Genomic DNA, 23098 nt, shown 5'->3' with positions numbered 1-23098 from the left:
TTACCTCACCATACCCCCCTCTGCCCTGCCGGGCATCTCCCCCTCAAGGGGAGATCGGATCGGCGCACTGACCTCCTCAAACAACCAACGCCGCCATATCTTTGCCTCAAACTGATTGCATAATGCAATCAGATAAGGAGACGGATATGGATAAGGCGGAAACCGTTCGGAAGCTCTTCGCCAATTACCTGGCCAACCGAAAAGACCTGACCGATCCGCTGCTGACGGATGATTTTACTTTTTCGAGCCCACGCGACGACCATATTGACAAGGCCATGTATTTCGAGCGCTGCTGGCCGCAACCGCCGATCTTCAGCCATATCGTCGTGGAACGGCTGTTCGTCAGTGGCGATGAGGTTGTCGTCGGATACAAGGGAGAAAAGGTCGCCGGCGGCGCTTTCCGCAATCTCGAACTGATGACCTTCCAGGGTGACCGGATCGCTTCGATCGAGGTTTACTTCGGGCGGGACGTTTAGGGACGTGCACTGGCAAGCCTTGACTTTCCCGCCCCTTTCCTGTTTAAGCCCGGCGATCTGCTGACAAGTCGAGAACTTGGAGCCGCCGACCGGGGCCGATAGACTGAGCCCGGAGGTCAACACCCGACAGCGCGTTGCGCCCTCGGGTGCTTTTTGGCTTTGTGTCTTGTTTTTGTCGCGGAGAGACCCGACGTTTCTGGAAATCCCCGAAACGCGAGAAGGAAGAAACGATGTTCGAAAGCCTCCAGGACCGTCTTGGCTCCATCTTGAGTGGACTGACCGGCCGTGGCGCATTGAGCGAAGCGGATGTTTCCGCCGCCCTGCGCGAGGTTCGCCGTGCGCTTCTGGAAGCGGACGTGGCGCTGGAAGTCGTCCGGTCCTTCACCGACAAGGTTCGTGAAAAGGCCGTCGGCGCGGAAGTCCTCAAATCGATCAAGCCCGGCCAGATGGTCGTCAAGATCGTCCATGACGAGCTCGTCGAGATGCTGGGCTCGGAGGGTGTGGGCATCGACCTGCATGCTGTGGCTCCCGTCGTCATCATGATGGTCGGCCTTCAGGGCTCGGGCAAGACGACCACGACCGGAAAGATCGCCAAGCGGCTGACCGATCGCGAAAAGAAGAAAGTGCTGATGGCGTCGCTTGACACGCGCCGCCCGGCAGCCCAGGAGCAGCTCCGTCAGCTCGGCGTCCAGACCGGCGTCGACACGCTGCCGATCATCGCCGGCCAGTCGCCGACCGATATCGCTGCGCGCGCCGTGCAGGCGGCAAAACTCGGCGGCCATGACGTGGTCATCCTCGACACTGCCGGCCGCACCCATATCGACGAACCGTTGATGCAGGAAATGGCGGAGATCAAGCGGAAGTCCAATCCGCATGAGATCCTGCTCGTCGCCGATAGCCTGACCGGTCAGGATGCCGTCAACCTGGCCCGCAATTTCGATGAACGCGTCGGCATCACAGGCCTCGTCCTGACCCGCATGGACGGCGACGGCCGCGGCGGTGCTGCTCTTTCGATGCGCGCCGTCACCGGCAAGCCGATCAAGCTGATCGGCACCGGCGAGAAGATGACGGAGATGGAGGAATTCCATCCCCGCCGCATCGCCGACCGCATCTTGGGCATGGGCGACATCGTCTCGCTGGTCGAGAAGGCTGCGGAAAACATCGATGCGGAAAAAGCCGCGGCGATGGCGAAGAAGATGCAATCGGGCAAGTTCGACCTGAACGACCTCGCCGAACAGCTGAAACAGATGAAGTCGCTCGGCGGCATGGGCGGCATCATGGGCATGATGCCGGGCATGGCCGGCATGAAGGACAAGCTCGCCGCCTCAGGCATGAACGACAAGATGTTCGACCGCCAGATCGCCATTATCCAGTCGATGACCAAGGCTGAGCGCGCCAATCCCGATATCCTGAAGCATTCCCGCAAGAAGCGCATCGCTGCCGGTTCCGGCACCGATGCCTCCGACATCAACAAGCTTCTGAAAATGCACCGCCAGATGGCCGACATGATGAAAATGATGGGCGGCAAGGGCAAGGGCGGCATGATGAAGCAGATGATGGGCGGCCTTGCCTCGAAGATGGGTCTCGGCGGAATGGGCGGGATGGACGGCATGCCCGACCTTTCCAAGCTCGACCCGAAGCAGATCGAAGCGCTGCAGAAGCAGGCCGAGGCCGCAGGCTTGAAGCCGGGCTCGATGCCGGGCCTGCCCGGCGGCGGCATGGGCGGACTTCCCGGCCTTGGCGCTGGCAAGCTGCCCGGTGGTTTGCCGGGTTTGGGCGGCGGCTTCCCGGGGCTTCCCGGCCTGCCCAAGAAGAAGTGATGAGGGAGGACGTTCGTGGTTGACCCCGAAGTCAAAGCAAGACTTTCAAGCTACCGCCAGTCGATCGACAACATCGACGCGGCGCTCGTGCATATGCTGGCGGAACGTTTCCGCTGCACCAAGGAAGTGGGCGTCCTGAAAGCCCAGTACGATCTGCCGCCGGCTGACCCGGCGCGCGAGGAATACCAGATCCAACGCCTTCGCCGTCTGGCGAAGGAAGCACATCTGGACCCGGATTTCGCCGAGAAGTTTCTGAACTTCGTCATCAAGGAAGTCATCCGGCATCATGAAGCCATCGCCGCCGAACATGGCGGCACGAAAGAAACCGCTTAGAACATATCGAAGACCAGCCCGCCTGATGGCGGCCTCAAGAAAAACCCAAGGAGTAAATCAATGTCCCTGAAAATTCGTCTCGCCCGCGGCGGTTCCAAGAAGCGTCCGTACTATCATATCGTCGTTGCCGACGCCCGCTCGCCCCGCGACGGCCGTTTCCTCGAAAAGCTCGGCGCCTGGAACCCGATGCTCGCCAAGGATGACGCCAAGCGCATCGAACTGAATGCCGAGCGCATCAAGCACTGGATCGACAACGGCGCCCAGCCGACCGACCGCGTCCTGCGTTTCCTCGCCGAAGCCGGCGTTGCCCAGCGCGAAGCCCGCAGCAACCCGGAAAAGGCAAAGCCGGGCAAGAAGGCCCAGGAGCGTGCAGCCGAGAAGGCTCAGAAGGTTGCCGACGCAGCAGCCGCAGCCACCGAAGCCGCAGCGGAATAATTCTCTCTCCGTTCGGATCGCTTTTGACGGGTGGCACATCTTTGTGCTGCCCGTTTTGCTGTTTGCTTTTGATTGCACAAAGCTTAAATGAGGCGCAATACAACCGGAACGACCCGCATGGCGAAGCTTGAAAACCCCGTTTTGATGGCAACGATCGGCGCTGCTCAGGGCCTGAGGGGCGAGGTACGCGTGCGTTCCTATACGGCCGACCCGACGGCGCTCGGCGATTACGGTCACCTGCACAGCGAGGACGGGCGGGTTTTCGAGATCCTCGAAATCCGCGAGGCGAAGAATATGGCGATCGTCCGCTTCCGAGGCATCAACGACCGCAACGCTGCCGAAGCTCTGAACGGTCTCGAACTCTTCATCGAACGGGACAACCTCCCGGACGAGGAATTGGAAGAAGACGAATTCTATTATGCTGATCTCGAAGGCCTCGAAGCCGTCGACGAGGCAGGCAAGAGCTACGGCACCGTGAGTGCCGTCTATGATTTCGGCGCCGGCGACCTGCTGGAGCTCAAGGGTCCCGGCCGCCGACCGGCGCTGATCCCCTTTTCGGAAGCGGCTGTGCTGGAGATCGACCTCGAAAACGGCAAGATCCTCATCGACCCGCAGGCAGCGGGGCTGATCGAGAATCCGGATGACGGTCGGACGACCCCTCCCCGCAAAGGCAAGTGATGACCTTCCGCGCGACAATCCTGACGCTCTACCCGGAAATGTTCCCGGGGCATCTGGCCTTTTCGCTCGCCGGCAAGGCGCTGGAGCGTGGCCAGTGGTCGCTCGATACGGTGCAGATCCGCGATTTCGCGGAGGACAGGCACCGCACGGTGGACGATACGCCGGCCGGCGGCGGCGCCGGCATGGTGCTGAAGCCGGATATTCTGGCGAAGGCGATCGACCGTGTTTCCGAAGATGACGGCCGGCCTCGCCTGCTGATGAGCCCGCGCGGGCGACCGCTGACGCAGGCACGAGTGCGTGAGCTCGCCGCAAGCGATGGCGTGGTGATCGTCTGCGGCCGGTTCGAAGGGATCGACCAGCGGGTGATCGATGCGCGCAACCTCGAAGAGGTGTCGATCGGCGACTACATCCTCTCGGGCGGCGAGCCGGCTGCACTGACGCTGCTCGACGCCGTTATCCGCATCCTGCCGGGCGTCATGGGCAATGCGCTTTCCGGCACCCACGAGAGCTTCGAGGACGGCCTCCTCGAATATCCGCAATACACGCGGCCACAGGTCTTCGAGGGGCAGGAAATTCCGGCGGTGCTTACCTCCGGCAACCACGCGGCGATCGAGAAATGGCGGCTCGAAGAAGCGAGGAAGCTGACGGCCGAACGCAGGCCGGACCTTCTTTCCGATCACCCGGTCACGAAATAGTAGACCGTGAGGCCGATCCCGACGGCAACGACGCACCAGCGCATGACGGCCTGCGGCACGCGCCGCGCCATCCACACACCCGCATATCCGCCGAGTGCGCCGGCCGGAATCATGACAATGGCCTCGGCCCAGGCGATCACCCCGCCGCCCACGAAAACCACGATGGCGACTGCCGCGATCAGCACCGCCAGCAGGTTCTTCAGCGCGTTGAGATGATGATACGTCCCGCCGGTGGTGATGCCCAGCACCGCGAGCATCATGATGCCCATGCCGGCGCCGAAGAAGCCGCCATAGATGGATGTCAGAAACTGGCCGATGATGCAGGCAGGCGAATTCGCCGACCGTTCGGCGGAGGATTTCGGCTTCAGCCAGGGGCCGGCGGCAAATACAGCCGTCGCGGCAGCGAGCAGCCAGGGAACGATCTGGCGGAAGGAAGGATTGTCGAGCGACAGGAGCAGAAAAGCGCCGGCAAACGCGCCGACGACCGAGACGATGGCCAGGAGGAGGGCACTGCGCCAGCGGTGGGCGATCTCATCCCGATAGGCGATCGTCGAGGTGATATAACCAGGAAACTGTACGATTGATGACGTGGCGTTGGCGGAAATCGGCGGAACGCCCGCAAGCGTCATGGCTCCGAATGTCAGGAACGTGCCTCCGCCCGCGATCGCATTCACAGCACCGGACAGAAAGCCCGCGGCGGCGAGCAACGCTATCATCGTGATTGTCATGGTGTTTCCTCATCCCTTACGCGTGACATAGCTGCTTCGGAACCAGGCGGCAACGGCCGGCACATTCGTCACAAAATCGCGATGCAAGGGATGACAAGCGGGTTCGTTTCGTGTATTGGCCCACGCGGAAATGGGATCTGTCCCATCGACCGGCAACAAAGAATGGCGAACCCGCTCTGCCGACAAGGCAAATCCCGAGGCTTTGACCCAGGGATCATCGAGCGCTCTGGCTGTTTCAGAAGAACCAAAGGTTTGAAACGATGAACATCATTCAGCAGCTTGAGGCCGAACAGGTCGCCAAGATCGAAGCCAAGCGCACGCTTCCCGAATTCTCCCCCGGCGATACCGTCCGCGTCAACGTGCGCGTCACGGAAGGCAACCGTACCCGCGTGCAGGCCTATGAAGGCGTCTGCATCGCCCGCTCCGGCGGTGGCCTCAACGAAAGCTTCACCGTCCGCAAGATCTCCTACGGCGAAGGCGTCGAGCGCGTCTTCCCGATCTGCTCGCCGATGGTCGAGAGCGTGGAAGTGGTCCGCCGCGGTAAGGTCCGCCGCGCCAAGCTCTACTACCTGCGCGATCGTCGCGGCAAGTCGGCCCGTATCGTCGAGAACACCAATACCCGCGCCCGCAAGCTGAACGAAGCAGAGCGCGCCGCAGCCGCCGAGGAGCGTGCACGTATCGAGGCCGAGAAGGTCGCAGCCGCCCAGGCGCTTGCCGCGGAAAAGGCAGCAGCCGAAGCCGCAGAAGCAAAGGCCGCAGCAGAAGCTGCCGAAGCAGCCAAGGCTGCGGAAGCTTCTGCCGAATAAGCTTCGGACAATCATTTCGGAAAAGGCGGCCGGCGTGCCGCCTTTTTTGTTTGTGGCGCAGTCGACGCAATGACGCGCCTTGCCATCCGCTTTTGAAATGTGAGAATTTCGGACGACTGATCTTCTAGGAGTTTTTCGATGCTCGCCCGACGCACCGTTCTCGCCGGCTTTGTTGCACTCGCTCTCGCCCCGGCCCTGAGTATTGCCGCCGAATTGCCGGACCTGAAGGGTCGGACCGTCGTCATCGTGACCGAAAACGCCTATCCGCCGCTGCAGTTCGTGGATCCCAAGAACGGCCAGGCGATCGGCTGGGAATATGACGCTATGAACGAAATCGCCAAACGGTTGAATTTCAAGGTCGAGTACCAGAACACCAGTTGGGACGCGATGATCCAGGCGGTTTCCGACGGCCAATACGACATCGGCATGACCGGCATCACGATCAAGGACGACCGCAAGGAGAAGGTCGATTTCTCCGATCCCTACATGCGCTCGCAGCAGCTCATGCTGGTGCGCGGCGACGAGAAGCGGTTTACCGATGCCAAGAGCTTTGCCGCCCTGGACAACGGACTGATCGGCGCGCAGCCGGGAACGAGTCCATTCTACACTGCGGTCTATGAGATTCTGGATGGTAATGAGCAAAACCCGCGGATCAAGCTCTTCGAGACTTTCGGCGCGACCGTACAGGCCCTGAAGGCGGGCGACGTTGACCTGGTGCTGACGGACAGCACTGCCGGCGAAGGTTATGTCAAGGCCTCCGGCGGCTCCTTGAAGATCATCGGTGAACCGCTCGGCACGGAGGATTTTGGCTTCATCTTCAACAAGGGGTCCGACCTCGTCGCGCCGGTCAACGCGGCGATCGCAGCGCTGAAGGCCGACGGCACGCTGGATATGCTCAACAGGAAATGGTTCCTCGACTACAAGATGGGCGAATAAGGGCATGGCGCCTCCGCGCTGGAAAGCCGGGCCTGAGGATTTCCCCTGGTGGCTGGTGGCATTCGGAGCTCTCTGCCTCGGCCTCGCAATTGTCATAGCCGCCAGCGATCTCTACGCGCAGGTCTTCGGTGTCGTCGTCAAAGGCATCGGCATCACGATCGGCGTGACGCTGGCCGCCTTCGCGCTTGCGACGGCATTGGGTCTGGCGATCGCGCTAGCCGGACTTTCCGGCAACGTCGTGCTGAGGCAGATCGCTCGCTTCTATGTCGAACTGATCCGCGGCATCCCGATCCTCGTCCTGCTCTTCTATATTGCCTTCGTCGGCGCACCGGGTTTCGTGGCGCTCTATAACTGGGCGCTGGCGCCGCTGATCGCGCGGGGATGGGCGGAAGCGCTTCTCGTGCGCGACGTTTCGCTGCTGTGGCGGGCGGTGATTGCCCTGACGATCGGCTATGCCGCCTTCATTGCCGAGATTTTTCGCGCCGGCTTTCAATCGGTGAATGAAGGGCAGATCGAGGCGGCCAAGGCGCTTGGTCTCACGCGCTTCCAGCGCTTCCGCTTGATTGTCTTTCCGCAGGCGATGCGGGTGATCTTCCCTCCGCTTTCCAACGATTTCGTCTCGATGGTCAAGGATTCATCGCTCGTCTCGGTGCTTGGCGTCGCCGACATCACCCAGATGGCCAAGGTTTATGCGGCCGGTTCCTTCCGCTTCTTCGAGACCTATTCCATCGTCACCTATATCTACCTCATCCTGACGATCGGCCTGTCGCTCATGCTGCGCAGCATCGAGGGTCGGATGCGCAGACGGACAGAGCGGTGAAGGCGCGAAGACTGCAAACTATATTCCGTCATGCCCGGGCCCGTCCCGAGCATCTGCAACCATTTTATCCCGTGAGGTGCAGCAGATCCTCGGCACGAGGCCGAGGATGACGTCGAGGGCGGAGCAGCGTTTGTCAAACAAAGCCTAGGCGGCGGCCCGGAGGCCGCCTCACGTTCCATCTCAAGCTCTTCCGAGCGCCAAACGCAGCGAGATTTCGACGGGCGAGTAGCCGCCATTCTCACGCTCCAATCGATATTGCTCCGCAAGACCGAGCGGCGGTTGCGCCATGAAACGCGGCTCCGTGCCGCGATGCTTCTGCGCCGCATGGATGAGCAAGGGGTGGCAAAGATAGACGGTACCGGCCTCCCCGGTCGCCAGCACCTCCGGGCGGCCGGTGCCGACATGCTCCAGCCTCATCGGCGGCATGCCCGCTTCGCCAGCCGGTTCGAGCAGCCGCGCCATGTCCATGTGCGAACCCGGCCGGATGCGGGTCGGTGCATCGTTCTCCCCGACATCGGAGAACAGGAAGAGCATCAGCAGCGCCCGATCGCGCGAGGTATAGTTCGCCCGCCAGTTGGAAAAGTCATGCTGTTCGCTCGGGTTCGACAGGAGCCCGGGGAAGCTGAGGTCGATATGCCATCCGTCGTCGCCGGCACTGTCCGGATGCGGAAAGCGCACCGGGAAACTGCCGAGCCCTTTGCGCGCCAGCCAGCGGCCCTTGCCGACGAGCTGGTCGAAAGCCTGATGGAGAACCGCTGTGCTGGCAGCGATCTCGAACGGTCCGCCGCCATAGCCGGGTAGCCGGACGACGGGCAGCGTCCAGGTTTTCGGATCGTCACGATCGAAAGGAATGTCGCGCCACATGATGTTGCGAGCTTCCGCAGCGATCTCTTTGGAAAAGGCATCGTCGATCCGCACGAAGCCGTCACGGATGAAGGCAGTGATCTCGGCAGCAGACAGCGCCCGCGCCTGGGCAGGATGATGATCGGTCATGTTAAAAACTCTCAGCTGATGCTCCGCTTCATCGGCACGCACGATGCTCGGGACGGAGCGTTTCGGTCATGAACCATCGCCGGCCCGAAGGGTCGCGGCTTGGCTCGTGTTCTTCATGGCCTGCAGCTCAGGCGGCTATGAAGAAGACCGAAGCGATATGGCGAGTGTTCATCATCATGATCGGACCAAGGTAAAGTCCGCGCTCCGCAGCGTCAACGGCCGCGAGGCGCGATCTACATCAATAGACTTCCGGAACGTACATGTCCGGCGGCACCGGATGGCGGATATAGTCCGGATGGCGGACGCGTTCGGGAAGCATGACCGTCTCTTTCGGCGCCGTCTCGTAAGGAACCTGCGCAAGAAGGTGGGCAATCATGTTGAGCCGCGCCCTCTTCTTGTCGACGGCCTGCACGACCCACCATGGCGCTTCCGGAATGTGGGTGCGCTCCATCATCTCCTCCTTGGCCTTGGTATATTCCTCCCAGTGAACGCGGCTTTCGAGGTCCATCGGGGAGAGCTTCCACTGCTTCAGCGGATCGTGGATGCGCATCTTGAAGCGGAATTCCTGCTCCTCATCGGTGATCGAGAACCAGTATTTCACGAGAATGATGCCGGAGCGGACAAGCATGCGCTCGAATTCCGGCACAGAGCGGAAGAATTCCTCCAGCTCGTCCGGCGTGCAGAAGCCCATGACCCGCTCGACGCCGGCGCGGTTATACCAGGAGCGGTCGAACATCACCATTTCGCCGGCCGTCGGCAGGTGCGGCACATAGCGCTGGAAATACCACTGGTTCTGCTCGCGCTCGGTCGGGGCCGGGAGCGCTACGACGCGGCAGACGCGCGGATTGAGGCGCTGGGTGACGCGTTTGATCGCCCCGCCCTTGCCGGCGGAATCGCGGCCCTCGAAGATCACCACCATCTTCAGCTTCTTGTACTGGACCCAATCCTGCAGGCGGACAAGCTCATGCTGGAGACGGAAGAGCTCGCGGAAATAGATCCTGCGGTCCAGCGTCTGCTCGGCGGGGCCTGACATGCCCTCGACGACCAGCTCATCAAGCTGATCTTCCTCCATCTGCATTTCCAGCTCTTCATCGAAGCTGTCGGCAATCTCTTCCTTGATGCGGCTGAGCTGTTCGTGAATGGGTTCGGACATTGAGCATCCCTCTGTTTTGGAAGCCCAGATCAAGCACGTTTCGGCGAAAACTTTATGACAGCGATGCGACAGGTCGTCCGCAACGCAATCCCGTTGCCGATTTCGTTGGAAACTGATATGGAAGCCGCTATGGGATCGAAATTCGGATGCCTCGCGAACCAGTTCATCGTGCTGCAGGACCACAAACGCCTGCCGGCACGCTTCTTCGCGCGCGTTTCCGGGGCGCTTTGCGACCGACTTAGCTGATCTTTCTCAGCTTGAAGGCAGCCTGCGGCTGCCACACCCACATCCCTCGTTCCATTCAGCTTTACGGACAGCACAGCCATGAGCGCACCCCGCACCCTTTACGACAAGATCTGGGACGACCACGTCGTCTCCGAAGACGAAAACGGCACCTGTCTTCTCTACATCGACCGTCACCTCGTGCACGAAGTGACGTCGCCGCAGGCTTTCGAAGGCCTGCGCATGGCCGGCCGCAAGGTCCGCGCGCCTGAAAAGACCCTCGCGGTCGTCGACCACAACGTGCCGACCACCGCGGACCGCCACGAAGGCATCAAGAATGAAGAAAGCCGCATCCAGGTGGAGGCGCTCGCCCAGAACGCCAAGGATTTCGGCGTCGAGTATTATTCCGAAAAGGACGTCCGCCAGGGCATCGTCCATATCGTCGGCCCTGAACAGGGTTTCACCTTGCCCGGCATGACGATCGTCTGCGGTGACAGCCACACTTCGACGCATGGTGCTTTCGGCGCGCTGGCGCACGGTATCGGCACCTCCGAAGTCGAGCATGTGCTCGCTACCCAGACGCTGGTGCAGAAGAAGGCGAAGAACATGCTGGTGCGCGTCGACGGCCAGCTTCCGCCGGGCGTCACCGCCAAGGACGTCATCCTCGCCATCATCGGCGAGATCGGCACTGCCGGCGGCACCGGCCACGTCATCGAATTCGCCGGCGAAGCGATCCGCTCGCTCTCCATGGAAGGCCGCATGACGGTCTGCAACATGACGATCGAAGGCGGCGCCCGTGCCGGCCTGATCGCGCCGGATGAAACGACCTTCGCCTATATCAAGGACAAGCCCCGCGCCCCGAAGGGAAAGGCCTGGGACATGGCCCTCGACTACTGGAAGACGCTGAAGACGGATGAAGGCGCGCATTTCGACAAGGTCGTCGTTCTCGATGCCGCCAACCTGCCGCCAATCGTCTCCTGGGGCTCCTCCCCCGAAGACGTCGTCTCGGTTCAAGGCGTGGTGCCGAACCCGGACGACATCCGGGACGAGACGAAGCGTACCTCCAAGTGGCGTGCGCTCGACTACATGGGCCTGAAGCCCGGTACCAAGATCACCGATATCGCGGTCGATCGCGTCTTCATCGGCTCCTGCACCAACGGCCGCATCGAGGACCTGCGCGCCGCGGCGAAGGTCGTCGAAGGCAGGAAGGTGGCCTCCACGGTCAATGCCATGATCGTCCCGGGCTCGGGCATCGTCAAGGAACAGGCGGAAGCCGAAGGCCTCGACAAGATCTTCAAGGAAGCCGGTTTCGAATGGCGTGAGCCGGGCTGCTCCATGTGCCTTGCCATGAACGACGACCGTCTGAAGCCAGGCGAACGCTGCGCCTCCACCTCGAACCGCAATTTCGAGGGCCGCCAGGGCTACAAGGGCCGCACCCATCTCGTCTCGCCGGCCATGGCCGCCGCAGCCGCGATCGCCGGCCACTTCGTCGATATCCGCGAGTGGAAGTAATCATTCGCCGCATGAGGTCAGACGCATGCCGCCCGTTCCGCGGGCGGCATTTTTGTTGATGCTGGCCTGAAAGGCAGACAAGCGCCCGCTTTGCCCTCATAATGGCCACCATGTCCAAGCGACCGCAAAAACAGTCGAATGAAACGGACCGCAGGCTGATCTTCCTGCGGCATGCGAAATCGGCATGGCCGGAAGGCGTGACGGACAAGGAACGGCCTCTCGCGACGCGCGGCAGCAAAGCGGCTTCGCTGATGGGCGACTATATGGCCCGCGAGGGACTCGTCCCTGATCTTGCCCTCATATCCACGGCGCGGCGGACAGAGGAGACGTGGGCGCTGGTTCGCGAGAAGTTGCCCAGGGACGTGGAAGCGCGCAATTTCGCCGGACTCTATGCCGCACCTGCAACGACGATTCTGGATATCCTGGCGCAAGTCGAACCCGGTTGCCGCAGCGTTCTGATCATCGGGCACAATCCCGGCATCGAGCAACTTGCGCTCACCCTGGTCGGGACGGGCAACGCAGACGCCCGACAGGCGATGGCGGAGAAATATCCGACCGCCGGCCTTGCCGTGATCGATTTCGACGCGGCAGACTGGCAAAGCATCGGCAAGGGGTCCGGCCGCCTGGAGCGCTTTGTCACGCCACGTTCCCTTGAGTGAGCGACGGAGCCCCGGAATCAGCCGATCACCTGCACGACCGTTCCCTTCCTCATGAACCGGATGAGCCGCTGCATGTCCCGGAAGCTGACGGCAATGCAGCCGGCGGTCGGCTGGTAGCCGGGCTTGATCAGGTGGAAGAAGATCGCCGAACCGCGATGGCGGCGTCGCGAAGTGATGTTCCAGTCGAGCACGAGACAAATATCGTAAAGCCCGTCGGCACGCATCATCTCTTCATGGCTCGGCCTGAAGGGCGCCTTGACGAGGCGATTGTAGGAAGGATGATACGGCAGGTCGCACCAAAGCATGTCCTTTCGAATGCGCTTGATTGGCAAGGCCGTCGGCGACAGACGCACCCGCTCGCCACGCACGAAACCATAAAGAAGAGGCATCGCGGCAATCGGCGTCGCACCGTCTCCTTCCCGCTTGAAGGCGCTCGTGCCGGAGCGGCCGATCGCTGCCGGCAATGCGATACCGCCGAAGGATACGATCGCTCGCCGGCGATCGCGCGGCGCCGTCCTGACGGCGATCACATTCGGCTTGCGGCCCGGGCCGCGAAAACGCTGTATTTTTCTCACAAGTTTTTGCTTTGAATATGATTTCGTTTGAATTCATAGCACATGAGAGCGTCGCGCGTCCTTATGGACGCACAAGGGACGCTCCAACATATTTGACTCCAGGCATCTTGCCTTCCGAAAATCGATTTCGATTTTCAGGTCGATGCTGTAGGGATTTAGATCGAGGACTCTGATCGCGTTCGGCACGCGGAAATTGCAGGCGCCGAGGCGAACAAGACGAAAGGCAGGAAGCATGGCAGCCCGCACGATACTCCTGGTGGATGACGACGACGATCTGCGCGAGACCCTGGTCGAGCAACTGTCGTTTTACGATGAATTCTCGATCCTTCAGGAGCCGAATGCCGCCAAGGCGCTGCAAACGGCCAAGAGCGCCCAGATCGATCTCCTGATCATGGATGTCGGCCTGCCGGACATGGACGGGCGCGAGGCGGTAAAACTCCTGCGCAAGAACGGTTTCAAGGCGCCGATCATTATGCTGACCGGCCATGATACCGATTCCGATACGATCCTCGGGCTCGAAGCCGGCGCCAACGACTATGTCACCAAGCCCTTCCGCTTCGCGGTCCTGTTGGCGCGTATCCGCGCTCAGCTTCGGCAGTACGAGCAGAGCGAGGACGCAACGTTCACGGTCGGCCCCTATCTCTTCAAGCCGAGCCAGAAACTGCTCACCACCGAGGACGGCAAGAAGATCCGGCTCACCGAAAAGGAAGCGGCAATCATCCGCTATCTCTACCGCGCCGGCCAGAAGGTCGTGACCCGCGACGTGCTGCTCGAGGAAGTCTGGGGCTACAATTCCGGCGTCACCACCCACACGCTGGAAACCCATGTCTATCGCCTGCGCCAGAAGATCGAGCGCGACCCCTCCAGCGCCGAAATCCTGGTTACCGAAAACGGCGGCTACAAGATCGTCCCCTGACAGGCAGGACCTGACCATGTCTCTCGCCGAAGATATCCGCCTGTTGTCCCAGGTTCCGCTGTTCAAGGACATGAACAACGACCAGCTTCGCCTTGTCGCATTCGGTGCGGAGCGACGGCAGGTGGCGCCCGGCCAGGAACTCTTCCGGGAGAAGTCACCGGCGGAATCAGCGTTCATCGTAGCAAAGGGACGCTTCGAACTGCTGATGTCGGACCGCAACGGCGAGATGAAGGTGGAGGCGACGGTCGGTCCCGGCACGCTATTGTCAGAACTCGCGCTCGTCACCATGGTGGAGCGGAAGTTCACAGCCCTGGCGATCACGGAGTCCGAAGCGCTGAAAATCAGCCGGACGCTGTTCCACCGTCTTCTGGAAGAATATCCTGAAGTCGGCAGGGTGATCGAGAGCCGCATTCGCGACAATATCGCCAGCCTCGCCAAGGCAGCGGCGGCGATGGGACACAGGTTCGCTTGAGCCTGCAACCGAGTGCCCCTCCCCCCGACCCTCTACCCGCAAGCGGGGAGAAGATGCCAGCAGGCGGATAAGTGGCGGGCATCACCTTGAATTTCAGAACTTGAACACCGCCGTCACCGGAACGTGGTCGGAAGGCTGGTTCCAGCCGCGCGCTTCCTTCAGCACCTCGATGCGATCGAGGAACGGTCCGAGGTCGGGCGATGACCAGATGTGGTCGAGCCGGCGGCCCTTGTCGGCCGCCTCCCAGTCCTTGGCACGATAACTCCACCACGTGTAGATCTTTGTCGGTTCCGGTGTGTGATGGCGCATGAGATCGAGCCAGCCGCCCTGCCGGATGACCTCCTTCATACCCTCGGTTTCGACCGGCGTATGGCTGACGATCTTCAGGAGCTGCTTGTGCGACCAGACGTCGTGTTCCAGCGGCGCGATGTTGAGATCGCCGACGAGGATGGAGGAAATGCCGGGCACCGCACCCGCCTTCAGCGCCTTCATCTCCTCGACGAAGTCGAGCTTGTGGCCGAACTTCGGGTTGATCGACCGATCGGGCTCATCGCCGCCGGCCGGCACATAGAAATTATGGAGCCGGATTCGCCGCGAACCGCGCTCGAAGATCGCCGAAATATGCCGGGCGTCGCCGACGCCGCAATAATCCTGCCGGTGATCTTCAAGGAGCGGCACTTTCGAGGCGATGGCGACGCCGTGATATCCCTTCTGGCCGTGAATAATGATGTGCCGGTAGCCCAGATCCTTGAGCGGCTGCAGCGGAAATTCCGCCTCCCGGCATTTGATTTCCTGCAGGCAGAGGATATCCGGCTTATGACGGACGAGGAACTGCTCGACGATCGGCATGCGCAGCCGAACGGAATTGATGTTCCAGGTGGTGATGGAAAATGTCATGATTGAACCCCGACGTATTGCCGAGGTTTAGGAAATTTTTCATGCCGTGAGAAGCGAAAAGGGCAACGCTTTCCACATGGCCCTTCGTTTCGAGCAGCGCTCGGCGCTACATCTTCCTGACTTCCGCATAGGGAATGGTGAAGACCTTATCGTCGAATTTCACGCCGTTCTGGACATTGTAGATCATCACCGATGTGTCCTTGTTCTGCGCGTCGGTGATCGTCCACTGGCGCAGGTCATAAGTCTTCGAATCGAACATCATGGTAATGGTCGAATCGCCGAAGACTGTCTTGTTGCCGAGAACGATGGTGGTGAGATCGGACTCTTCTTGCACATCGCGGACCATCTGGTTGCCGAGATCGATGCGGCTGGCAAGCAGCAGGCTCAGCGGCGTCTTGGAGAGCGGGTAGATGTCCCACGTCTTGAGCTTGAGGTTGCCGATCACGACGTTCTTGCCATCGGCGATCACCCGGATCGGTGAGGGATCTTCAAAATTGAAGCGCAGCTTGCCCGGCCGCTCGATATAGAACTTACCGCCGGTTTGCTCGCCGCGCGGACCGAACTGGACGAATTCGCCCATCATGGTTTTGACTGACGAGAAATGATCGGCGATCTTCTGCGCCGCAACTGAGCCGGGAGCGCCCTGGGCAAAGCCCAGGCCCGGCGCAAATGCCGCCGCCGCCAATCCCGCAAGCCCGAGAGAAAACTGCCTGCGGCCGATCGCATTTGAACGGAAATTTGAAAGGATGGTTTTTTCGTTCTTCATTCAGGTCTCCTTCCGTATATTCCTCCGTGCGAAAGGCGGCGGCTTGATGGCCAACTTTCCTTTATCACGAAAGCCTTACCGGTCGAGAATATCGCCTTCGGTCGGCACGAGGATTTCGCGCTTGCCGGCATGGTTGGCCGGCCCGATAAGCCCCTCCTGCTCCATCCGCTCGATGAGCGAAGCCGCCCGATTGTAGCCGATGCCGAGACGGCGCTGGATATAAGAGGTGGAAGCCTTGCCGTCGCGCAGCACGATCGCCACCGCCTGATCGTACGGATCATCCGAATCGGACAGGTTGGAAGTGCCTGCGGGGCCTCCGCCATCTTCGTCCTCGTCGTCGTCGGCCGTGATCGCGTCAAGATATTGGGGCGCGCCCTGGGTTTTCAAGTAGGCGACGATGTCCTCCACTTCCGTATCGGAAACGAAAGGACCATGGACGCGCTGGATACGGCCGCCACCGGCCATGTAGAGCATGTCGCCCATGCCGAGAAGCTGTTCGGCGCCCTGTTCACCGAGAATGGTGCGGCTGTCGATCTTTGACGTCACCTGGAAGGAGATGCGGGTCGGGAAGTTCGCCTTGATCGTACCGGTGATGACGTCGACCGAGGGACGCTGCGTCGCCATGATGACGTGGATGCCGGCCGCACGCGCCATTTGCGCCAGACGCTGCACGGCCCCTTCGATATCCTTGCCCGCGACCATCATCAGGTCGGCCATCTCATCGATAATCACGACGATATAAGGCATCGGCTCGAGATCGAATTCCTCCGTCTCGTAGACCGCCTCGCCCGTCTGCCGGTCGAAGCCGGTCTGCACGGTACGGGTCAGGATCTCGCCCTTTTCCATCGCCTGCTCGACGCGGCTGTTGAAACCGTCGATATTGCGCACGCCGATCTTCGACATCTTCTTGTAGCGCTCTTCCATCTCGCGGACGGTCCATTTGAGCGCAACGACCGCCTTCTTCGGGTCAGTGACAACCGGCGAAAGCAGATGCGGAATGCCGTCATAGACGGAAAGTTCGAGCATCTTCGGGTCGATCATGATCAGGCGGCACTTCTCCGGCGTGTAACGGTAGAGAAGCGAAAGGATCATGGTGTTAATGGCGACCGACTTACCCGAACCGGTCGTGCCGGCGACGAGAAGATGCGGCATCTTGGCAAGATCGGCCACGACCGGTTCGCCACCGATCGTCTTGCCGAGCGCCATGGCAAGCTTCGCCTTGCTGCCCTCGAAATCCTTGCTGCCGATCATCTCCCTGAGATAGACCGTCTCGCGGGTGCGGTTCGGCAATTCGATGCCGATCGCATTGCGGCCGGGAACGACCGCGACGCGGGCGGCGATCGCGCTCATCGAACGGGCGATATCATCCGCCAGACCGATCACGCGCGAGGATTTGATGCCCGGGGCGGGTTCAAGTTCGTAGAGCGTGACGACCGGACCGGGGCGCACGTGGATGATCTCGCCCTTGACGCCGAAATCTTCAAGCACGCCTTCCAGCAGGCGGGCATTCTGCTCCAGTGCGTCTGCCGAGAGTGATGCATCGCGGGCAACGGCCTTCGGCTCATTGAGAAGATGAACGGAAGGAAGCTGGAAGCCATCCGGGGAAATGAACGAGGCTTGAGCTTCACGGGCGACGCGAGCGCTGGGCTTCGGCGGCGCGGCAGCCGGCGCTATACGCGGTTGCACGCGACCGGCCAGAGGTGCGCGGGAGGAGACGAATGGCGCGTCATCGTCGTCGTCCGACAGGATGCCGGCTGGACGCGTCGGCATGTCATCCATGTCGAATGGCGGATCGTCATCGTAGTCATCGTCATCATGAGCGGCAATCGGCGGCGACGCCACGATCCGGCGCGAACCGGCGACCCGCTCCGCAGGACCGTCAAGAGAGGGTTCCAGACGGCGTCCGCCAGCCACGGCAGACGTCTTGGCGCGGACCGGCTCGTTCAACGTGCCGAACTCATCCTCGTTGAAATCGTAGGGCTGGTCGAAACCCGTGCGGGCCCGCGGCTTGATGCCGGCAAGGCGACGGAGCCGCGCCTGGGCTATGTACCAGTAATGAGTGAGCGCGCCGAATGCCAGGAAACCGGCAAAGCCGCCCTCTTCATCGTCCTCATCATCCATTTCCTCGCGCTTCGAACGGGCCTTTGCGGCTGCCACCGGCTGATCGTCGTCTTCGGCGTTTTCATCGAAAGCTGTGCCTACCAGGCCGGCCGCAAAGAGCATCAGCCAGACGCAGGGAATCGTGAAGATGCAGCCGAGCACGATTGCGACCATGCCGGTCGGATAGGCACCGACGAAAAGCGCGGGAAACCGCAAGATCATGTCGCCGATGACGCCGCCGATGCCATTCGGGATCGGCCAGGTGGGCGGGGCGGGAAAACATCCGAGCGTGGCCGACGCGAGCAATGTGCCGCCCCCCCACGCCGCAAGCCGGGCCGGGATGCGATGATAGGTGCGGCCGGATATCAACGCCAGCGCGAAGGCAAGCACCGGCAAAAGCGACACAAGGCTGGCAAGCCCCAGGAACTGCATCATCAGGTCGGCAAAGGCAGCGCCGGGAAAGCCGAGGATATTGGTGGGGTCGTTATCGGTCGCGTAGGAAAAGCTCGGATCTGCGACATTCCAGGTGGCCAAAGCCGCGACCGCAAGCGCCAGCGCAATGAAGATGCCGAAACCGGCGAGCGCAAGCGCCTGCCTCCAGACGAAGGCGGTGAGCGCCAAGCGGGTAGACCGGTTTGCCATAGCCGCCGAACTGCTTCTGCCCATCGTGTCTGTCCGCTATCCTTGGAACGCAACCCTTCGCGCGAATCGGCAGACGCCGGCCAATTCACACAGTTCCGTCGAAGATTAGCGCAGCGATAGTTAATGCGGCTTTAACCAAGATGAGCGGCGGAAGACCTGAAAATACGAATAAAAAGGCCCGGACCGAAGTCCGGGCGAATGCAGCTTCGGGGGGAAGCTGCGACGGGACCAAGAGCGGCGGCGATAACCGCCACCGCCAGTTCCGGATCAGGAGTGGTAGGCGGCTTCGCCGTGGGTGGCGAGGTCGAGGCCTTCGCGCTCGGCTTCCACGGTGACGCGCAGGCCGACGATGACATCGGTGATCTTGTAAAGGATGACCGAACCGACACCGCACCAGGCGATGGTGATGATGACGGCATAGAGCTGCGTCATGAACTGGCCGCCCATGGTCACGCCGTCGGCGTAACCGATGCCGCCCAGCGACGACGAAGCGAAGATGCCGGTGGCAAGCGCGCCAAAGAAACCGCCCACGCCATGGATGCCGAACACGTCTGCCGTGTCGTCATAACCGAACTTGTTCTTGATGACCGAAACGAAGAAATAGCAAAGCGGCGATACGATCAGACCCATGATGATCGCCCCCATCGGACCGGCAATGCCGGCTGCCGGGGTAATGGCAACCAGACCGGCGATCATGCCGGAGACAGCACCCAGGAGGGAAGCCTTGCCGCGAGTGAAGGTTTCAACGATGCACCAGGAGATGACGGCCGCAGCTGTGGCAATGAAGGTGTTTACGGTTGCCAGCATAGCGCCACCGGAAGCTTCGAGGTTGGAACCGGCATTGAAACCGAACCAGCCGACCCAAAGCATTGCAGCGCCCACAAGCGTAAGCGTCATGGAGTGCGGTGCCATCATGTCCTTGCCGTAACCGGTACGCTTGCCGATCATGATCGCGCCGATCAAACCGGCAAGACCGGCGTTGATGTGGACGACCGTGCCGCCGGCGAAGTCAAGCGCGCCCCAGCCGAACAGAAGGCCGTTTGCATCCCAGACCATATGGGCGATCGGGAAATAAACGAAGGTGACCCAAAGCAGGCAGAACAGAATGGAGGCGGAGAACTTGATGCGCTCTGCGAAAGCGCCGACGATCAGGGCAGGCGTCAGCGCTGCGAAGGTCATCTGGAACATCACGAAAATGAACTCCGGAATGACGACGCCATCGGAGAAGGTCGCAGCCGTGGAGTCCATGGTCACGCCGGAAAGGAACATCTTGGCCGTGCCGCCCCAGAAGGGGGAGGTCCCGCCGCCGAAGGCGAAGGAATAGCCGTAGATGACCCAGGCCAGCATGATGGCCGAACCGGCGACCGTGCATTGCATGAGCACGGACAACATGTTCTTGGCACGCACCAGGCCGCCGTAGAAAAGCGCAATGCCCGGCATCAGCATGAACAACACGAGAAGGGTGGAGATGAACATGAAGGCGGTGTCGCCCTTGTCCGGAACCGGAGCGGCCGCGGCAGCCTCGGCAGCCGCCGGCGCAGCTTCCTGTGCGAAGGCAACCACCGGCGCAAACAGAGCGCCAACGGCCGCACCCATGCGCCCGATCATAGAAATCTTGTTAAATTGCATAGCTTGAGAACTCCCCTGTCAGCCCGTGCTTCAAAGCGCTTCTGTGTTGGTTTCGCCGGTACGGATGCGCACGGCCTGCTCGATCGAATAAACGAAGATCTTGCCATCACCGATCTGGCCGGTCTTGGCGGCCGAGGCGATCGCTTCCACGGCCTTGTCGACGAGGTCGGAGGGGACGGCGATTTCGATCTTCAGTTTCGGCAGAAAACTTACGGCATATTCGGTGCCGCGATAGATTTCGGTATGTCCCTTCTGGCGTCCGTAACCTTTGACTTCGGTGACGGTCAGGCCCTGGATACCGACAGCCGTGAGGGCTTCGCGCACCTCATCCAGCTTGAACGGCTTGATTATGGCCATCACGATTTTCATCTGGCTTCCCATCCTTTGTTTGTCCTCGGCATGCAGGCCGACTCTCCTCATCGCCGGCAGATCATGACAGCGACTGGGAGGATACATTCAAAGGGCGTGCCAGATTCGAATGCAGCTATAACTTATTGAAAAGTAAAGATTTCTGGAAACAGTTCCAAGAAACGGGCATCTGGATGGCGCAAAGGCGGCCAAAACTTGTGCAAATTTCAAAATTTGCACAATTATTATTCATTTGCCTTTTTCCGAATCAATCCTTCCTGCGCCACGGAAGCGATCAGCGCGCCGGAACGCGTGTAGAGGCTGCCGCGGGTCATGCCGCGGGCACCAGACGCACTCGGGCTATCCTGCGTATAGAGCAGCCAGTCGTCGAATGTGACAGGCCGATGAAACCACATGGCATGGTCAAGGCTCGCGGCCTGAAGCGCCGGATCGAAGATCGACGTGCCGTGCGGATAGAGGGAGGCATCGAGCAGCGTCATATCGGAAAGGTAGGCAAGCACGGCAGCCTGATAGTGGCGGTCGGCCGGCACCTCGCCGACCGTTCGCACCCAGATGTCCTGACGTGGTTCGAGCTTGTCCCTGGTCAGATAGTGGAGAAGCGAGGTCGGCCGCACTTCGATCGGTCGTTCCCGGTTCCAATACCGCCGAACTGCTTCCGGAGCGTGCTCGAGGAAAAGCGCCTTGAACTCTTTCTCCCCCATCAGATCCTCCGGCTGAGTGACGGAAGGCATGTCGATCTGGTGCTCGTACCCTCCCTCCTCGATCTGAAAGGACGCTGACATGGAGAAGATCGCCTTGCCATGCTGTATGGCCACCACCCGCCTCGTCGTAAAGCTTGATCCGTCCCGGATGCGCTCCACCTGATAGAGGATCGGCACGGAAGGATCGCCCGGGCGCATGAAATAGGCATGCAGTGAGTGAACGAAACGATCAACTTGCACAGTGCGCTGGGCGGCCATCAATGCCTGGGCGATGACCTGGCCGCCAAAGACCCTTTGCCAGCCGACGTCCGGGCTGAGGCCGCGATAGAGATTCTCCTCGAGCTTCTCGAGGTCGAGCGTCGCGATCAACTGCTCCATGGGGGACGAAGATTCGGCCTGACGCGACATTATGACGAACTCCGGCGATAGGAAGCGGCTGACCGATGGTCTATATGGATGGCATGATATTCTCAAGTCTCACGGGAGCTTAAGCCAATGCTGGATATGCTGGTTGCAGGCGGTGGTTATGTGGGCCTCGCGGTCGCGGTCGCAGTCAAGCAGGCGGCCCCGCATCTGAAGGTCGAAGTGGTCGAGGCCGCTCCGGCGGGCGCCTGGGAGAAAGACGAGCGTGCTTCCGCCATCATCGCCGCGGCGACACGCATGCTCGAAGTATTCGGCGTCTGGGACGAAATCGCGCCCGACGCCCAGCCGATCAACAGGATGATCGTGACCGACAGCCGCACGTCCGACCCCGTGAGACCGGTCTTCCTGACATTTGAGGGAGAAGCCGACGAAGGCCGGCCCTTCGCCCACATGATCCCGAATGTCACGATCGTCAGGGCGCTGCGCGGAGTGGCAGAAAGGCTCGGCATATCCATCCGGCATGGCTTTTCCGTCACCGGCTTTGTGACGGAAAGCACCCGTTGCACCGTTTCCCTTTCGGATGGCTCCGTCATTGAAACCCGCCTGCTCGTCGCCTGCGACGGCGTGCGCTCCAAACTCCGGGACATGGCCGGCATCAGGACCGTCACCTGGGACTACGGCCAATCCGGTATCGTTGCGACGGTTGCCCATGAACGGCCGCACGAGGGCGTGGCGGAAGAGCATTTCCTGCCCTCCGGCCCCTTCGCCATCCTGCCGCTCACCGACAACCGTTCGTCTCTCGTCTGGACCGAGCGGACGCCGGAAGCAGAACGCCTGGTTGCCTCCGACGACCTGGTGTTCGAGGAGGAACTGCAACGACGCTTCGGGCATAAGCTCGGCGAATTGCGGCTGGTCGGCGGACGGCGCGCCTTCCCGCTCGGCCTGACGCTGGCACGCGCCTTTGTCGCGCCGCGCTTCGCTCTTGCCGGCGATGCTGCACATGGAATCCACCCGATCTCCGGCCAGGGCCTCAATCTTGGCTTCAAGGATGTCGCGGCACTCGCCGAAACGGTCGTGGAAGCCGACCGGCTCGGCCTCGATATCGGAGCGCTGAATGTGCTGGAGCGCTACCAGTCCTGGCGGCGCTTCGACACGTTCCGCATGGGGGTCACGACCGACGTCCTGAACCGCCTGTTCTCGAACGATATAACCCCGATCCGCATCGCCCGCGACTTCGGTCTCGGCATCGTCGACCGCCTGCCAAGGCTCAAGGGCTACTTTGTCGATCAGGCAGCGGGTAAAACCGGCGAGGGCGGACCGAAGTTGCTTGCCGGGCAGGCGATCTGAGGCGCCGTTCAAAGCATTGCCCCTTATCCGGTTCCCCAGCCCCCCTCCCGCCTGC

At 61.3% G+C, this 23098-nt stretch carries 24 protein-coding genes and 1 pseudogene; 15 read left to right on the top strand and 10 right to left on the bottom strand.

The genetic code is table 11. The features are described 5' to 3' along the window. Positions 1-146: 146 nt before the first annotated feature. The 6 genes from ABK249_RS06825 (at position 147) to trmD (ending at position 4437) form a co-directional block, all read left to right on the top strand. Positions 147-476 carry a nuclear transport factor 2-like protein gene (locus ABK249_RS06825; RefSeq protein WP_037156674.1) on the top strand — a complete coding sequence of 110 codons (330 nt, stop codon included), beginning with the start codon at positions 147-149 and terminating at the stop codon, positions 474-476. 230 nt (positions 477-706) lie between these two features. Then, positions 707-2296: a signal recognition particle protein gene (gene ffh / locus ABK249_RS06820; protein WP_348862497.1), complete on the top strand. Its 1590-nt coding sequence runs from the start codon at positions 707-709 to the stop codon at positions 2294-2296. A 15-nt stretch (positions 2297-2311) separates the two neighbouring features. Continuing rightward, on the top strand, positions 2312-2629 hold the full coding sequence (locus ABK249_RS06815; RefSeq protein WP_210053491.1) for a chorismate mutase: 318 nt from the start codon (positions 2312-2314) through the stop codon (positions 2627-2629). Between the two features lie 60 nt (positions 2630-2689). Continuing rightward, complete coding sequence (gene rpsP, locus ABK249_RS06810) at positions 2690-3064, top strand: 30S ribosomal protein S16 (RefSeq protein WP_037156665.1); 375 nt, start codon at positions 2690-2692, stop codon at positions 3062-3064. A 117-nt stretch (positions 3065-3181) separates the two neighbouring features. Beyond that, the gene (rimM, locus tag ABK249_RS06805; protein WP_227704385.1) at positions 3182-3742 is read left to right on the top strand and encodes a ribosome maturation factor RimM; all 561 of its coding nucleotides are present in this window, start codon (positions 3182-3184) and stop codon (positions 3740-3742) included. After that, positions 3742-4437, top strand: coding sequence for a tRNA (guanosine(37)-N1)-methyltransferase TrmD (gene trmD, locus ABK249_RS06800; protein WP_227704386.1), 696 nt, complete (start codon positions 3742-3744; stop codon positions 4435-4437). The genes rimM and trmD overlap by 1 nt, the downstream gene beginning before the upstream one ends. On the opposite strand, the gene ABK249_RS06795 is transcribed toward trmD, so the two are convergent. Further along, positions 4419-5165, bottom strand: a complete 747-nt coding sequence (locus tag ABK249_RS06795) for a sulfite exporter TauE/SafE family protein (RefSeq protein WP_210053482.1) — start codon at positions 5163-5165, stop codon at positions 4419-4421. The two genes, trmD and ABK249_RS06795, sit on opposite strands and share 19 nt — an antisense overlap. Before the next feature lie 260 nt (positions 5166-5425). Between ABK249_RS06795 and rplS the strand changes: the two genes are divergently transcribed. From rplS to ABK249_RS06780, 3 genes are all read left to right on the top strand, one after another. Further along, entirely contained in the window at positions 5426-5971 is a 546-nt protein-coding gene (gene rplS / locus ABK249_RS06790; RefSeq protein WP_037156656.1) for a 50S ribosomal protein L19, read from the top strand. A 138-nt stretch (positions 5972-6109) separates the two neighbouring features. Next, on the top strand, positions 6110-6907 hold the full coding sequence (locus ABK249_RS06785; protein ID WP_227704387.1) for a basic amino acid ABC transporter substrate-binding protein: 798 nt from the start codon (positions 6110-6112) through the stop codon (positions 6905-6907). Positions 6908-6911: 4 nt separating this feature from the next. After that, positions 6912-7727 (top strand): amino acid ABC transporter permease, encoded by an 816-nt coding sequence (locus ABK249_RS06780; RefSeq protein WP_227704388.1) that lies wholly within the window; start codon positions 6912-6914, stop codon positions 7725-7727. A gap of 180 nt (positions 7728-7907) precedes the next feature. On the opposite strand, the gene ABK249_RS06775 is transcribed toward ABK249_RS06780, so the two are convergent. Together ABK249_RS06775 and ppk2 are read right to left on the bottom strand one after the other, a co-directional pair. Next, on the bottom strand, positions 7908-8720 hold the full coding sequence (locus tag ABK249_RS06775) for a phytanoyl-CoA dioxygenase family protein (protein ID WP_227704389.1): 813 nt from the start codon (positions 8718-8720) through the stop codon (positions 7908-7910). A 238-nt stretch (positions 8721-8958) separates the two neighbouring features. Beyond that, positions 8959-9873, bottom strand: a complete 915-nt coding sequence (ppk2, locus tag ABK249_RS06770) for a polyphosphate kinase 2 (RefSeq protein WP_227704390.1) — start codon at positions 9871-9873, stop codon at positions 8959-8961. Positions 9874-9990: 117 nt separating this feature from the next. On the opposite strand from ppk2, the gene ABK249_RS06765 reads away from it, so the two are divergent. From ABK249_RS06765 to ABK249_RS06755, 3 genes are all read left to right on the top strand, one after another. Then, entirely contained in the window at positions 9991-10119 is a 129-nt protein-coding gene (locus tag ABK249_RS06765; RefSeq protein ID WP_152601252.1) for a hypothetical protein, read from the top strand. A gap of 78 nt (positions 10120-10197) precedes the next feature. After that, positions 10198-11607 carry a 3-isopropylmalate dehydratase large subunit gene (gene leuC / locus ABK249_RS06760; protein WP_227704391.1) on the top strand — a complete coding sequence of 470 codons (1410 nt, stop codon included), beginning with the start codon at positions 10198-10200 and terminating at the stop codon, positions 11605-11607. A 110-nt stretch (positions 11608-11717) separates the two neighbouring features. After that, on the top strand, positions 11718-12266 hold the full coding sequence (locus tag ABK249_RS06755) for a SixA phosphatase family protein (protein ID WP_348862495.1): 549 nt from the start codon (positions 11718-11720) through the stop codon (positions 12264-12266). A gap of 17 nt (positions 12267-12283) precedes the next feature. Here the strand turns inward: ABK249_RS06755 and ABK249_RS06750 are convergent, their stop codons facing one another. Further along, entirely contained in the window at positions 12284-12832 is a 549-nt protein-coding gene (locus ABK249_RS06750; RefSeq protein WP_227705232.1) for a L,D-transpeptidase family protein, read from the bottom strand. A 241-nt stretch (positions 12833-13073) separates the two neighbouring features. Between ABK249_RS06750 and ABK249_RS06745 the strand changes: the two genes are divergently transcribed. Then, positions 13074-13757: a response regulator transcription factor gene (locus ABK249_RS06745; RefSeq protein WP_037156642.1), complete on the top strand. Its 684-nt coding sequence runs from the start codon at positions 13074-13076 to the stop codon at positions 13755-13757. Between the two features lie 16 nt (positions 13758-13773). Then, positions 13774-14229, top strand: coding sequence for a cyclic nucleotide-binding domain-containing protein (locus tag ABK249_RS06740; RefSeq protein ID WP_037156640.1), 456 nt, complete (start codon positions 13774-13776; stop codon positions 14227-14229). Positions 14230-14322: 93 nt separating this feature from the next. Here ABK249_RS06740 and ABK249_RS06735 read toward each other — a convergent pair whose 3' ends face one another. The 6 genes from ABK249_RS06735 to tesB all read right to left on the bottom strand — a co-directional run bounded on the left by ABK249_RS06735 (position 14323) and on the right by tesB (position 21741). Continuing rightward, positions 14323-15126: an exodeoxyribonuclease III gene (locus tag ABK249_RS06735; protein WP_227704393.1), complete on the bottom strand. Its 804-nt coding sequence runs from the start codon at positions 15124-15126 to the stop codon at positions 14323-14325. A gap of 106 nt (positions 15127-15232) precedes the next feature. After that, on the bottom strand, positions 15233-15892 hold the full coding sequence (locus ABK249_RS06730) for an outer membrane lipoprotein carrier protein LolA (RefSeq protein ID WP_037156637.1): 660 nt from the start codon (positions 15890-15892) through the stop codon (positions 15233-15235). Between the two features lie 75 nt (positions 15893-15967). After that, complete coding sequence (locus ABK249_RS06725; RefSeq protein ID WP_348862494.1) at positions 15968-18658, bottom strand: FtsK/SpoIIIE family DNA translocase; 2691 nt, start codon at positions 18656-18658, stop codon at positions 15968-15970. Positions 18659-18901: 243 nt separating this feature from the next. Further along, the gene (locus ABK249_RS06720; protein ID WP_348862493.1) at positions 18902-20263 is read right to left on the bottom strand and encodes an ammonium transporter; all 1362 of its coding nucleotides are present in this window, start codon (positions 20261-20263) and stop codon (positions 18902-18904) included. Between the two features lie 30 nt (positions 20264-20293). Continuing rightward, entirely contained in the window at positions 20294-20644 is a 351-nt protein-coding gene (locus ABK249_RS06715) for a P-II family nitrogen regulator (protein ID WP_037156631.1), read from the bottom strand. 212 nt (positions 20645-20856) lie between these two features. Continuing rightward, positions 20857-21741 (bottom strand): acyl-CoA thioesterase II, encoded by an 885-nt coding sequence (gene tesB, locus ABK249_RS06710; protein WP_348862492.1) that lies wholly within the window; start codon positions 21739-21741, stop codon positions 20857-20859. Between the two features lie 84 nt (positions 21742-21825). On the opposite strand from tesB, the pseudogene ABK249_RS06705 reads away from it, so the two are divergent. Further along, positions 21826-23043 (top strand): annotated as a pseudogene (locus tag ABK249_RS06705) (ubiquinone biosynthesis hydroxylase); the annotation flags it as partial. Positions 23044-23098: the final 55 nt, after the last annotated feature.

The organism is Neorhizobium phenanthreniclasticum, from assembly GCF_040066075.1.
Classification (GTDB): domain Bacteria; phylum Pseudomonadota; class Alphaproteobacteria; order Rhizobiales; family Rhizobiaceae; genus Neorhizobium; species Neorhizobium petrolearium.
The sequence above is the reverse complement of the archived record's forward strand: the minus strand, read 5'-3'. Positions and strand labels throughout refer to the sequence as shown.